We start from the raw sequence: 12,793 nt of genomic DNA on the forward strand, positions 1-12,793 counted from the left end.
CTAAACACCTGGTTGTCAAACTTGGGCGTAGGCGCAGCAATGTTGGCGAGGATATTAACCCTCACAATACTCCCAGCAGATTAGGATAGTGGATTGCGGTAAAACGCCCGGCGCTCCAATTGCCTAAACCAGCCTTCTCCGGCATTCCTTCATAAAAGCAAGTGAGAGTGAAATGGAGAATGTGATGGAGAGTGCGATGCAGAGATAAGTGGCAAATGAGGTGAATTTCGAAGCGAGGAAGCTTCTTCAGCCAAGCTTTCACTTAGGGTGTTTGAGGCGTAGAGCCGTTGTACAGCTCAAGTTAATCATTAACTGGCAGGCTAAAAGCCCAGTTTCGCTCATGATGTTGTTCTTTCAGGAAGTTCAGTAGCAAGTCACGAATTTCCTTGTGTGAATCGGTATCGCGGCGCCAGATGCAGTGCGATTGATGACGGGTGGTTGAGTCGGTAAGCGGTAGAAAGCTGACATTGGAAAACCCGGACTTGGCTAGCGATTGGGGCACCAGGGCGACTCCCATCCCATTGGCTACCAACGCAAGAATGGTCAGCCAATGGGATACTTCGTGACAAATCTGTGGTTCGACATCTGCATGATGGAAAAGGCTAATAATCCTATCGTAATAGTGAGGAGCAAGGTCGCGACCAAACAGGATAACCGGCTCATTGACAAGGTCCCTCACTGCCAAATTGCGCCGGACTGCCAAGTGGTGGTGTGTAGGTAAGCAACATAGAAAGGGCTCATCCGTTAGAGTCACCGAGTCGATACCATCGGGTAACGGCATTGAATGGATGAAACCTATGTCGAGCTGCTCTTGCATGACACCCTCAATCTGGTCTACCGAATTGCGTTCTATTAACTGTATCTCTATACCTGGGTAACGAGATTGCAGAAGTTTGAGGAGTTCTGGAAGACCGCGAAAAAGCATTGCCGGAGTAAACCCGACGCGAACTAAGCCTGTTGCACTAGAGGCAATTCTGCGCACCAGGGTTTGCGACTCTTCTAACTGTTCAAGTATTCGGCGTGCCTGGCGCTGAAACGCTTCTCCTGCAGGTGTGAGTAAGACGCGTTTGCTATTGCGCAACAGTAACTTGACACTCAGCTCCTCTTCCAACTGACGAAGGCTAGCGCTCAGGGGTGGCTGAGAAATATGTAGACGTTGTGCGGCTCGACCAAAATGCAACTCCTCCGAGAGCACCAAAAAATATCGCAACTGCCGAAATGTCAGCGCCATAAACTTTACCCCCCTTATTGCCTATCCACCTTCAATCATACAGAAAACTGTATCAATGAATCCTAAAATGGTATTGGAGGCTGTCTCTATACCCGCCTAATGTGACGATAAAACATATAATAAGTCCGGGAGGTACGCCGCAATGAGTGAAGAAAGTATATACCGCAATATCCCTGATGCCTGGGGGCAAAATAGCTACCACAACGACCCGACTCTATCCCAACTCCTCGACATTTATTTGCCAACGACATTACGCCGCCACCTGGAAACGCACTTTGCCGAAATGGGTGCGCTGGCTGGTGGTGAGCTCGAAACCCTGGCACTTGCGGCTGACAAGAACCCACCTGAACTTGTCTTGCGAAGCAGGAATGGCGCCGAGCTTCAGGAGATTCACAAGCATCCCGCCTATCTACACCTGGAAGCTTATGCCTATGGCCAATTTGGTCTAGCGGCCATGTCGCATCGTGGCGGGGTGCTCGACTGGTCGGAGCCCATGCCCCCGGTGGTTAAGTACGCATTAACTTACCTGTTCGTTCAGGCGGAATTTGGTCTGTGCTGCCCACTTAGTATGACGGATGCACTGACTCGCACACTTCGCAAGTTTGGTGACGAGGCGCTGGTTAGTCGCTATCTTGAGGCTCTGACCTCTCAAAATATGGACCAGGCTTATCAGGGTGCCATGTTCATGACCGAGCAGGATGCCGGCTCTGATGTTGGCGCGATTACTACTGAAGCCAAATTAGTGGATGGCACGTGGCGCCTCTACGGAGACAAGTGGTTCTGCTCCAATCCTGATGCTTCTCTGGCGATGGTGCTGGCGCGCCCCGAACAAGGCGAGAGCGGTACACGTGGCCTTACGCTGTTTCTTCTGCCACGGTATTTAGAGAGCGGTGAACTCAACCACTATCGCTTAGTGCGCCTGAAGAACAAGCTAGGCACGCGCTCGATGGCCAGTGGTGAGATTCTTCTCGAAGGTGCCGAAGCCTATGTAGTGGGAGAGCCCGGGCAGGGATTCAAACAGATGACGGACATGATCAACATGTCTCGACTCTCGAACGGCGTTCGTTCGGCGGGGTTAATGCGGCGGACTGTTAACGAAGCGCTTTTTATTTCTCGCCATCGTCATGCTTTCAGTAGCCAGCTCATCCAACTGCCGCTTATGCAGCGTCAGCTCAGCAAAATGATGGTCACCGCCGAGCAGGGTCGCACGATGGTCTTCCATACTGCTGATTGCCTGCGGCGTGCCGATTCCGGTGATGCCCAGTCAGCCAAGTTATTACGTATCCTCACACCCATGATCAAGTTCCGCACCACACGGGATGCACGCAAGGTGGCGGGGGATGGAATGGAAGTACGCGGTGGATGCGGCTACATCGAAGAGTGGTCGGACGCCCGAGTACTTCGCGATGCACATCTTGGCTCAATATGGGAAGGCACAAGCAATATTGTTGCTCTGGATGTGTTTCGGTCGATCCGTCGTGAGAAGACATTACCCGTGCTTGCTGACTATTTGCACCAGCGACTGCAAGAGTCAACGCTTGAGGTTCATGAGTGTCGACTGCTGCAGGCATTGCTCAACCAGGCGGTGGGGAGTGCAGAAGCGCTGGCTCAGGACTCTACCTGTGAGCATGACGCCAGGCGGATCGCCAGCGGCTTGTATCACATCACCTCAGCCATTCTGATGGCATGGGAAGCTTCTCAGTTACCGGAAGATAAGCGGCGACAGGCACTAGCCTGGCTGGTTGTGCGCCACAAGCTATTGCCCCCCGATCCTTTATCGGTCAGCAGAGAGTCGACGGAAGCGCTTGCGAAGCTGCTCGACGAAACCCCGATGACCGACGAACAGGTGGTGGCGCTGGTGAATACAGAAGAACTGGCTCGTTGTCATGGGCTGGAGGGTAGCCATGAATAAGCACAATGGAGCATTGAGCGGTGTCAGAATTATAGATCTTAGTCGTGTACTTGGAGGTCCGTACTGCACTCAGGTGCTGGGTGATTACGGTGCGGATGTGATTAAGATTGAACCTCCAGGTGGTGATGAAACCCGTGGCTGGGGGCCTCCCTTTGAAGGGGATGCAGCTTCTTATTTCCACGGCTTAAACCGTGGTAAGCGAGGTATGGCAGTGGATCTTTGCCATCCCGACGGTAAGGCACTGCTACTCCAGTTATTGGAAGGCGCGGATGTCCTGGTGGAAAACTTTAAGCCGGGTACGCTCGAAAAGTGGGGGCTAAGCTATGATGTTTTGAGCGAGCGTTTCCCCCGCCTGATTCAGTGTCGCATCAGTGGTTTTGGTACTGATGGACCCATGGGTGGTTTGCCAGGCTATGACGCTATTATCCAGGCAATGGCGGGGCTGATGAGCGTCAACGGCGAAAAAGAGGGGGATCCGCTGCGGGTTGGGCTGCCCATAGTCGATATCGTGACCGGTCTCAATGCCGTCATCGGTATCACGTTAGCACTCCATGAGCGGACGCGCAGTGGACTGGGACAGTTTGTCGAGACGGCATTATTTGATTCAGGGTTGTCCTTGATGCACCCCCATTTTCCTAACGTATTTTATGGCGGGTCGCAGCCACGTCGCACAGGAAATGAGCATCCAAATATCGCGCCTTACGAAGTCTACCGTACTGCGACACAACCGATTTTTCTAGCGGTTGGCAATAATGTGCAGTTTGCGCGTTTATGCGGGCTGCTTGAGTGTCATTCCGTTACCCAGGACGAACGCTTTGCGAGCAATGGCGCACGCCTGGGTAACCGCGACGCGTTGCGTGATGTGCTGGAAAGTGCCATGGCCGATTGGGACGGCGATAAGCTAGCCAACCAGTTGATGCGCATAGGCGTTCCCTGTGGCCCCGTGCTTGATACCTCACAAGCACTGGCGCATCCGCACACCCAGCATCGCAATATGATCGTCAACATTGGCAGTTACAAGGGAACTGGTTCGCCTATAAAGCTAGCCCGTACGCCCTCGCGCTATGAAACGCCGCCACCACGGTTTGCTGAACATACCGACGCTATCCTTCATGAGGCAGGGTTCACGCAGCGACAAATCAAGTACTTGAAGGCACAAGGGGTGCTACCCGAAGTGCCGGTGGCATAAGCCCCTTTGCAACTGAAGGAATGCAGGCCTTCAGCGAGCACCTCTGAAGGCCCCAGTATCTCAGGGCACTAATACATCAGCGAAGGCAGGAACAGTGAAATCTGTGGGAAAAACATCAGCAACGCCAGCACAACCGCCTCTGCTGCCAGAAACCACAACGTGCCCCGAACAATGGTACTGAACGGAACAGCATCCCCCACGCCGGCGCTCACCACAAACAGGTTAAGACCGATTGGGGGTGTCAGAAGCCCTATCTCAATAAACTTGACTACCAGCACGCCGAACCAGATCACATCGATATCAAAAGCAATAACAAACGGCGCCAGCACCGGCAAGGTAACCAGCATCAACCCGATTGGGTCCAGGAACATACCGAGAATGATATAAAAAACTGTAACAATAATTAGAAACATCCATAGCGCTACAGCATAATCTTCAACCCAGAAGCCGATGTTCATGGGAATCTGGCTCAATGTCAGCATTCGGCTGAACAGCACCGCGCCGATAGCAATCAGGAAGATCGACGCTGTGCTCTTTACCGTCTCTGAGACCGCCTGCCTAAGCCCCAGCCAGCTGAAGGTCTTCTGAACAACTGCGGCAATAATGGCGATAAAGGCACCGAATGCACCCGCTTCGGTCGCCGTTACGGTTCCGGTGTACAGCCCGCCAACCACGCCTGCCACAATAACCGGCAGTGGCCACGACTTCAGTAGCAGCATCCATTTCGCGGAACGGCTAATGGTGTCACCGGTAACCGGCGCCAAACCCGGATTCATCTTTACCCGCACAATGATCAGTACCGAATAGGCCACCATGGTTAACAGCCCCGGAAGAATACCGGCCATCAACAGCTTGCCGACCGACGCTTCCATGAAAACCGCATACAACACAAAAGGGATGCTGGGGGGAATAAACGCTCCGAGTGTCCCCGAAGCCGCTACGACACCAGTGGCAAGTCCCGGGTCATACTTTGCCCTGAGCATTTCTGGCACCGCCAGCCGCGACATGGCTCCAGCCATCGCCACGCTGGAGCCACTGGCCGCGGCAAAGCCCGCACTCGACACATTGGTGGCAATAGCTAATCCTCCCGGCAAAAAGCTTAACCAGGCCTTGCCCGCATCGAACAGCGTTCGGGTAAGCCCTGTGTGGAAAGCAATGGCGCCCATCAGGATAAACATGGGGATGGCGGTCAGCGACCAGTGGGCGATGAACTGGAAGGTCGTAGAGCCCATCAGGGAAAACGCTGCATCCATTCCACGCAGCGCGAAAATGCCGGTAAAAGCCGTCATGCCCAGGGAAACACCGATCGGAATCCGCAGGGAAAGCAGCACCAGCAGCAGGAGAATACACGTCAGACCAATCTGAATATTACTCATTGCCCCGGCTCCCGGGACTTATCAGGACACCTATTACAGACAAAGCGGAAGAGATAGAGCACCGACAGCACGGACAGGACCATACCCGCAACGGCAATCCAACGTGAGGGCCACACTGGCAGCTCCAGAAAAATTGCGTCAACGGTTTCACTGCGGGCCCAGCTCTTCACCGCCTGCAGGTAGAGACCGTAGGAGAAAATGGCAAAATAGACTGCCATCACCACCAGGCCGATCACCTCGACGACCAGGCGTACCCTGCCTTTGAGAAACTGCGCCAGCACGTCTACCCGAATATGACCGTCTTCAGTGGTGCAGGCGAAGATGCCCATAAACACTGCAGACACCATGTAGTAATAGGTCACTACCTCCATGGTGCCGGGAATGTGCATATCAAACCCGACCCGCACCAATACCTCTGCGGTTACGTGCAACATCATAAGGACGACTATTCCCCCGACCACCAGTGCCATCCAGTCGCTGAATTTCTTTAGATAACTACCCACGAAACACCCCTAATCTTGTTGTTATAATGACTTTTCCGATTGAGCGACGCTCGATAATGCAGTCCATGGCCGCTTCAAGATCGGCCAGGGCGAATACTTCCGGCTGCTTGATGGCAAGATTCTGGCTATCCGCTTCACTGAACAGCCAACCCATCATGACCTTGGTACGAGCAGCAAATTCATGGCGGCGATCCTGCTTGCCCCAGCCCACATATTCCGAGAAATTCACCCCGAACAGGCTGATGTTTTTCACCAGTAGCAGGTTGACCGGAATAAAGGGAATATCACCGCTAGCGAACCCCAGGGAGAGCACGCAGCCTTCGATAGCCGTGCAGCGGATCAGGCGTTCGAACAGATCGCCGCCAACCGGATCAAAAACCAGGTCCGCTCCCCGGCCATCGGTAAGCGACTTCACGCTGTTGATTAAATCATCGCTTGAATAATCGATAACGTGGGAGGCGCCTGCGGCCAGGGCAGCATCCTGTTTAAATTTAGAGCTCGCGGCCGCGATGACCGTCGCCCCTTTCAGCTTGGCTACCTGCACTGCCGCCAGACCCAGTGCACCTCCGGCGCCGGTGACCAGCACTGTCTTGCCCGGACCCACGCCGCCACGCTCCAGGGCTGTCAGGGCGGTACCGAAAGACAGCGGCACCGATACGGCTTTCACCAAAGGAAAGCCCGGGGGAACTGGATAAACCGTTGCCGGGTCGACCACCACTTCCTCGCCGTAAGCACCCGAGTCGACGATGGCGGCGACCGGATCACCCGGCTGAAACTCCGAAACTCCCTCACCGCATTCCAGCACGTAGCCGGACACCTCGGTGCCAGGGATAAAGGGTAGCGCCATCTTGCGCTGATACTTGCCGGCAACCATTAACGAAATGGCATAGCTGACGCTGGCGAAGTGAACGCCAATCCGCACGCACCCCGGTTTCATTTCAGGGGCGGTAACCTCCGCAACCCTGAGATCCTTGTAGGACGAAAACTGGTCACAAATAACCGCACGCATAATAGATACCCTTCTGTTCGCCTAGCCGGACTGCCGGGCCTGGATACAGACTTCCGCCGCCAGAAAGGAATCGATTTCGCTCTGGCTGTAGCCCGACTCCCGCAGTAATTCACAGGTATGTTGTCCCAGATCGGGCGCCGGGCTGAGCTCCCCCGCCTGAAGGCCTGCTCCGGGAAATCGGGGCATGGGAATATCGCCAAACGCTCCGTGCGCCACCATCGGCATCAAATCAAGAAAACGGACTTGTGGATCTTGCTGTAGTTCCTGGTAACTGTTCAAAGGCCCACACAGCACACCGGCTTCGTTCAGGCGTTCAACCCACTCGGACCGGGTTCGCCGGACGAACACGCCCGCCAGCAAACGGTGAACCTCCTCGGCATTGGTCTGACGCGATTCGTTATCGGCAAAGCGAGGGTCTTCAGCCCATTCCGGATGATCAATTGCCTGAGCAAGCGCCACGAACATTTCGTTACGCAGGCAGACCACGGAGATCATGCCGTCGCTGGTGGCAAAATTTCCCGAGGGCACAGTGACGTGTTTGTTCTTGGCGCCACCCTGCAAATGCGACTCGATCAATGGCATGGCCTGAAAGGCAGAGGCAGAACCTAGCAGAGAAAGGTCAAGATGACGCCCCTGCCCTGTTGCTCGCTGCTCATGAATTGCCGCAGACAAGGCAAAGCCGGCGTAAAGCCCCGCGATCATGTCCACCGCCAGCATGCCCACCCGTTTCGGGGTACCCTCTTCAGTTTCATTCATCACTGACATCCCGGTGGAGCCTTGCAAGATACTGTCGGAACCTGGCCGCGTGGAATGGGGGCCGGTACTGCCAAACCCGGAGATCGACGCGAGAATGATGCCGGGGCGCAGCTGCTCAAGCACCGGATAGCCCACGCCAATCTTGGCCAGCACGCCGGGACGAAAACTCTCAAGCACAACGTCTGACTCCCGTACGAGCTGCTTGAGGATGTCTGTTCCTGCTGGTTTTCTGGCATCCACACAGATGGCACGTTTGCCCCAGTTCGCCGATACGCTGAGGGAACTGTGGCCATCGCGGGCAACACCCATTACCCGCCCCCAATCGCCCTGTGGTGGCTCGACCTTCAGTACAGTTGCCCCCATCATCACCAGCATTTGCGCGGCGTAGGGACCTGCCAGGCCCTGGCTCATGTCCAGTACACGAACCCCGCGAAAGGGTTTGAATTGCGTTAAACTCTCGCTCATCGGTACAACCATCCAGAAAAAGTAGAAATGCCGGTCACAGGGACCGACATCCTTTCAACATTAAAATGCCTTGTCGTATATTTCCGTTTTCAGAAGTTCTGCGTATTGCGCTTCTGACAGCGACTTACCAGCAAGTAACTTTTCCCATTTTTCCAGGTTCTTGGTGAAACCCGCCACAATCTGTCCGGCGTTCTCAACTCCGCGACCGGTGGCTGTTTCGGCCGCCCGCGCAAGCTGGGACTGCATGAACTCTTCCCGCTGCTGCGTCATGGCATCGGATACTTCAACGAAGTTAACGCCCTCATCCCTGGCCAGCTTTTTGACTTCGTTTTCCTCGCCCTGGTACGCGTAAATGATGCGGGCCAGGCCGATTGGCGCAGCTTCAATCAGGGCTTGCTGCTCCCTGTCACTCATCTCCTGCCAGACCGACTCACGGATGTTCAACACCGAGCCACCGAGGAAAGACCCCATGGGCAATTCGACAACACTGTTGGCCACCTCGATCAGGGATAGGGACTTGAGCCAACTGGTAGCGCCAATGACACAATCCAGCTGGCTGCGCTCCATAGCTTCATAGGATTCACTGTTGGGAATATTCACCGGCACGCCACCGATACCGGATACCCATTTGCCAATTTCTTCACCGGCTACCCGCATTCTCATACCTTCTGGTTCAAACCCGGAGGCAAATTCGTCCTTGCACATGGCCTGGTAAGGTGGTGTCGCATAGCTGGCCAGAAACCTCACATTGTGGCTTTCGTACTCCCCCAAGCACTGCGGGCAATCATTGAGGATGGTATCCACCGTAGCGGCTGTGGCCACCAGGGAGTCCTGATTCCAGAATGACAGGTCACTGATGGTGGTATTCGCAGGCACCGAGGTCGGAAAATAAACCGTGACCAGAAAGCCGCCGTCGATCATGCCGTCAGTGACTGCAGACAGCATGCCTTTGGCGGCCGCAGCCGCACCAGACGGGAAGAATTTGAAGTCGATGCTACCGTTAGAGCGCTCCCGAGCCTTATCGATAAACGTGGTGATGCCTTCACTGGTTGGGTGTTGGGGCGGCAGATAACTCGCAAACGTGAGGTCACGGGCAACGGCAACGGATGAAACGGCCAGCCCGGTAAGTAGTGCACAACCAAAGGCTGCAGGGATCAGTCGAGATCTATTGTTGTTAGGCATATATATGTCTCCGAATCGCTGGGTTGCTCACAGACCTACGATGTTATATTGTTCGCTGTGCGCACGTATTGTTCTTTCTGAGAACACAATCAAGATAAGAGCAATTTTTGATCATTGTCAAAGCATCTTTGTCAGGTATAGAAAAAATGACTAACAGCGGTAGGCACGACGAGAACGCCATGGTGACGTCGTTTGCGCGGGGTCTGGACGTGATCCGGGCTTTCGGTGAAGGAGCCTCAAGACTGACGCTTTCGGATGTTGCCAGGCGCTCAGACATTTCCCGCGCAAGTGCCCGCAGGCTGCTCCACACCCTAACGGCGCTGGGGTATGCCAACACCGATGGCAAGCATTTCTGGCTCACACCCAAAATCCTGGACCTCGGCTTTTCCTACCTGTCGTCCATGGAAATCTGGTCGTTCGCTCAGGGTCACATGGAAGAGCTGGTGCAGAAGGTTCAGGAATCCTGTTCTATCGCCGTACTGCAGGGCTATGACATTTATTATGTCATGCGGGTGCCGACCCGGCGGCTGCTCAAAAGCACGTTAAACGTGGGCAGTACTCTGCCTGCTCATGTTGTCTCACTGGGTCGCATTCAACTGGCGGACCTGCCACCGGAAGATCTCGATCATTACCTGAACACCCAGGAAATTCTCCGCTACACACGGTTTACCATTACCGACAAGGAACAGCTCAGACGGGTGATACTGGCGGATGGCGCCAAAGGCTGGTCAATCGTAGATCGTGAACTTGAGGAAGGTATGTGCGGCATTTCTGTGCCCATCCGCAATCGCCATCACAAAGTCATTGCGGCGATCAACCTGACTATGCCTCCGAGCAAGGCCGCAGAACCGGGAGTGCTGGACTACCTGCTGGAGGCGTTGCAAAAGACTGCCAACAGGATCAACACAGAACTCAAAACCAAAGAGCTACTGGGCAAAAGCTGAGCGTATCCAGCCCCCGTACGGAATGGCTTACATAGATATTCACAAATGGCATGGCTTTTATAGAAAATATGCTTTTCTCTGCTGACCGTAATCTTGATACCGTGTCAGTCTTAACCATGCATCTGATAACTTCGGGAAATTCATGACTACGCCAACAATGACACTGGTCGACGCCATCAAGACACGCCGCTCAGTTAGAGGTTTTCTTCCCGACCCGGTGAGTAATGATGTCCTGCAGGCGATCTTTGAGTTGGCCAGAACAGCACCGTCGAACTGCAATACCCAGCCCTGGACCTGCTATGTCGCCTCTGGTGACCTGAAAAGCCGGTTGCGGGAACAGTTCCTGCAGCGGCAGGAAGATGGCGTTCCCGGCACTCCCGATTTCGGTTACGCTTCCCAGTTTGAAGGCGAATATCGCAAGCGCCAGGTTGAATGCGCGGTTGCCCTGTATAACGAAATGGGGATTGCCCGGGACGACAAGGCGGGGCGCTTGCGGGCGGTACGTCGTAACTTCGAGTTCTTCGACGCACCTCATATCCTGTTCCTGGGCATGGACCGCGAGTTCAGTTCCACAATCGCTCTGGATGTCGGCATCTATGCCCAGACCCTGATGCTGGCGATGAATGCCTACGGCGTAAGCACCTGCGCCATGGGCAGCATGCGCACCTACCCGGACCTGATTCGGGAAGCCTTCCGGCTGGATGAACAGACGGGAATTCTTCTGGGCATCAGCTTTGGCTACGAAGATCCCGATGTGTCAGCCAACCGTACCCGCACCTCCCGGGAACCGTTGTCTGACACGGTGGTTTTCAAGAGCCGGTAGGGGCCTTTTAGTGGCCCGCACTCTGTCAACACTCTGTCTGCTGACCGCCTGTTTCTGTGCAATTGCCAGAGAGTTCAGCGACTGGTTCCTGCTCAGCCCTCTGGCGGGTGGCGCCCTCGTGCTATTTGCTGTCCTGCAGTGGCCGGGAATCAACCTGACCTATCGTATTTTCGCCATTCTGGCACCCGCTTTGGGGCTCTCGCTCTGGTTAAGCGATGCTGTTTCTACAGAAGTGCTGGCAAAGGCGGTTGATCGTGGAGCGTTCTTCACCCTGTTCCTGACCTCTCTGGCAGTTCTCCGTGAATCCGCCAAAACCTCCCGATTGGTGCGTCGCTGCGGAACGGTACTGGTAAACCAGCCTCCGGGCCGCCGCTATCTGCTGATGTCGTTCGGCTCTCACCTATTCGGCGTGATGTTGAATATTGGTGCGCTGAATGTACTGGGCACTATGATACGCCGTGCAATTCGTCCAGGTTCTGATCCAGAAGCTCAGCGTATCGCGGGTATCCGCCGCAAACGAATGTTAACGGCCACCATCCGAGGCTTTTGCGGTGTGCCGCTGTGGGCCCCCACTTCCGTTACCATGCTACTGGTGTTGTCCGGTATTCCTGACCTGAGTTGGGAGCAATACGCGCCGTTCGGCATACTCTGGACTCTACTGTTCTTTCTCTGGGGTGCGGTGCTGGACCGCCTTGCCTACAAACGCCCCAAAGTACGATCCCTCAACGGCGGCAACCTGGCCCATCTTATTCCGCTGGTGGCATTGGTAGCGCTGATTCCCAGCCTCGCCTTCGTGATTTCACAGGTCACTGGGCTGGCTCTGTTTTCGGCGTTGCTGATGTGCGCGCCAGTCATTGGCCTTACCTGGATCTGGGTACAGTACAAAGGTAGACCGACCCGAATAAAGGGAGGTCTGCTACTCAGACGTATGGGAAGCTCTTTCCCCGAAACATTCACCAACCAACGAAACGAAGTGGTGTTGTTTGTCTCGTCCGGCTTTATCGGGGTAATTCTGATCCCCCTGATCGACCCGGTAGCCGCCAGCGAATTTCTGGCCCGGGCTAATATCAACAATGCCTCCCTGATGGTCGGTATCTCACTGGTGATGCTGGTTTTTGCGTTCATCGGTGTTAACGCGATCATAACCGTAACACTGATACTGGGGGCTTTGCAGCAGCTGCCCGACCTGAACATCCCTCCCCAGGTTCAGGCCTCGGTTATTGCCATCACATGGGCGGTTTTCGCAGGTGCCTCACCGTTCACTGCGTCTCTGCGATTTATCTCCGGTTTCGCCGGCATCTCACCCTTACGCTTCGGTATCGAGTGGAACGGGTGGTTCAGCGCCAGCGTGCTGGCCATTATGTATGTGACTCTCTATCTGGTGCTGTAATGGCCCAGCTTTA

Annotated in this window: 11 protein-coding genes; 5 read left to right on the forward strand and 6 right to left on the reverse strand. The window is 54.8% G+C overall.

Annotated features, from left to right (window positions below):
- Positions 1-301: 301 nt before the first annotated feature.
- Entirely contained in the window at positions 302-1,231 is a 930-nt protein-coding gene (locus GRX64_RS11565; RefSeq protein WP_166267334.1) for a LysR family transcriptional regulator, read from the reverse strand.
- A 142-nt stretch (positions 1,232-1,373) separates the two neighbouring features.
- Here GRX64_RS11565 and GRX64_RS11570 point away from each other — a divergent pair, with 142 nt between their 5' ends.
- Positions 1,374-3,143: an acyl-CoA dehydrogenase family protein gene (locus GRX64_RS11570; protein WP_166267336.1), complete on the forward strand. Its 1,770-nt coding sequence runs from the start codon at positions 1,374-1,376 to the stop codon at positions 3,141-3,143.
- Positions 3,136-4,332, forward strand: coding sequence for a CaiB/BaiF CoA transferase family protein (locus GRX64_RS11575; protein WP_166267338.1), 1,197 nt, complete (start codon positions 3,136-3,138; stop codon positions 4,330-4,332). Before GRX64_RS11570 ends, GRX64_RS11575 begins: the two co-directional genes overlap by 8 nt.
- Positions 4,333-4,400: 68 nt before the next feature.
- Here GRX64_RS11575 and GRX64_RS11580 read toward each other — a convergent pair whose 3' ends face one another.
- The 5 genes from GRX64_RS11580 to GRX64_RS11600 are packed head-to-tail and all read right to left on the reverse strand — an operon-like array spanning position 4,401 to position 9,623.
- Entirely contained in the window at positions 4,401-5,708 is a 1,308-nt protein-coding gene (locus tag GRX64_RS11580) for a TRAP transporter large permease (protein ID WP_166267340.1), read from the reverse strand.
- Complete coding sequence (locus GRX64_RS11585) at positions 5,705-6,211, reverse strand: TRAP transporter small permease subunit (RefSeq protein ID WP_166267342.1); 507 nt, start codon at positions 6,209-6,211, stop codon at positions 5,705-5,707. The genes GRX64_RS11580 and GRX64_RS11585 overlap by 4 nt, the downstream gene beginning before the upstream one ends.
- Entirely contained in the window at positions 6,204-7,220 is a 1,017-nt protein-coding gene (locus tag GRX64_RS11590; protein WP_166267344.1) for an NADPH:quinone oxidoreductase family protein, read from the reverse strand. Before GRX64_RS11590 ends, GRX64_RS11585 begins: the two co-directional genes overlap by 8 nt.
- A gap of 21 nt (positions 7,221-7,241) precedes the next feature.
- A complete protein-coding gene (locus GRX64_RS11595) occupies positions 7,242-8,441 on the reverse strand; it encodes a CaiB/BaiF CoA transferase family protein (RefSeq protein WP_166267346.1) in 1,200 nt (399 codons plus the stop codon).
- Positions 8,442-8,501: 60 nt separating this feature from the next.
- A complete protein-coding gene (locus GRX64_RS11600) occupies positions 8,502-9,623 on the reverse strand; it encodes a C4-dicarboxylate TRAP transporter substrate-binding protein (protein WP_166267348.1) in 1,122 nt (373 codons plus the stop codon).
- A gap of 146 nt (positions 9,624-9,769) precedes the next feature.
- On the opposite strand from GRX64_RS11600, the gene GRX64_RS11605 reads away from it, so the two are divergent.
- The 3 genes from GRX64_RS11605 (at position 9,770) to GRX64_RS11615 (ending at position 12,780) form a co-directional block, all read left to right on the forward strand.
- Entirely contained in the window at positions 9,770-10,567 is a 798-nt protein-coding gene (locus tag GRX64_RS11605) for an IclR family transcriptional regulator domain-containing protein (protein ID WP_166267350.1), read from the forward strand.
- 142 nt (positions 10,568-10,709) lie between these two features.
- Complete coding sequence (locus GRX64_RS11610; protein WP_166267352.1) at positions 10,710-11,390, forward strand: nitroreductase; 681 nt, start codon at positions 10,710-10,712, stop codon at positions 11,388-11,390.
- 10 nt (positions 11,391-11,400) lie between these two features.
- Positions 11,401-12,780 (forward strand): hypothetical protein, encoded by a 1,380-nt coding sequence (locus GRX64_RS11615; RefSeq protein ID WP_166267354.1) that lies wholly within the window; start codon positions 11,401-11,403, stop codon positions 12,778-12,780.
- Positions 12,781-12,793: the final 13 nt, after the last annotated feature.

The organism is Marinobacter caseinilyticus (assembly GCF_011074955.1).
Taxonomy (GTDB): Bacteria; Pseudomonadota; Gammaproteobacteria; order Pseudomonadales; family Oleiphilaceae; genus Marinobacter; species Marinobacter caseinilyticus.

Bases quoted from the DNA above. Each gene is read 5' to 3' on its own strand.
- GRX64_RS11565 (WP_166267334.1), bottom strand. From the start codon at position 1,231: ATGGCGCTGACATTTCGGCAGTTGCGATATTTTTTGGTGCTCTCGGAG.
- GRX64_RS11570 (WP_166267336.1), top strand. From the start codon at position 1,374: ATGAGTGAAGAAAGTATATACCGCAATATCCCTGATGCCTGGGGGCAA.
- GRX64_RS11575 (WP_166267338.1), top strand. From the start codon at position 3,136: ATGAATAAGCACAATGGAGCATTGAGCGGTGTCAGAATTATAGATCTT.
- GRX64_RS11580 (WP_166267340.1), bottom strand. From the start codon at position 5,708: ATGAGTAATATTCAGATTGGTCTGACGTGTATTCTCCTGCTGCTGGTG.
- GRX64_RS11590 (WP_166267344.1), bottom strand. From the start codon at position 7,220: ATGCGTGCGGTTATTTGTGACCAGTTTTCGTCCTACAAGGATCTCAGG.
- GRX64_RS11595 (WP_166267346.1), bottom strand. From the start codon at position 8,441: ATGAGCGAGAGTTTAACGCAATTCAAACCCTTTCGCGGGGTTCGTGTA.
- GRX64_RS11600 (WP_166267348.1), bottom strand. From the start codon at position 9,623: ATGCCTAACAACAATAGATCTCGACTGATCCCTGCAGCCTTTGGTTGT.
- GRX64_RS11605 (WP_166267350.1), top strand. From the start codon at position 9,770: ATGACTAACAGCGGTAGGCACGACGAGAACGCCATGGTGACGTCGTTT.
- GRX64_RS11610 (WP_166267352.1), top strand. From the start codon at position 10,710: ATGACTACGCCAACAATGACACTGGTCGACGCCATCAAGACACGCCGC.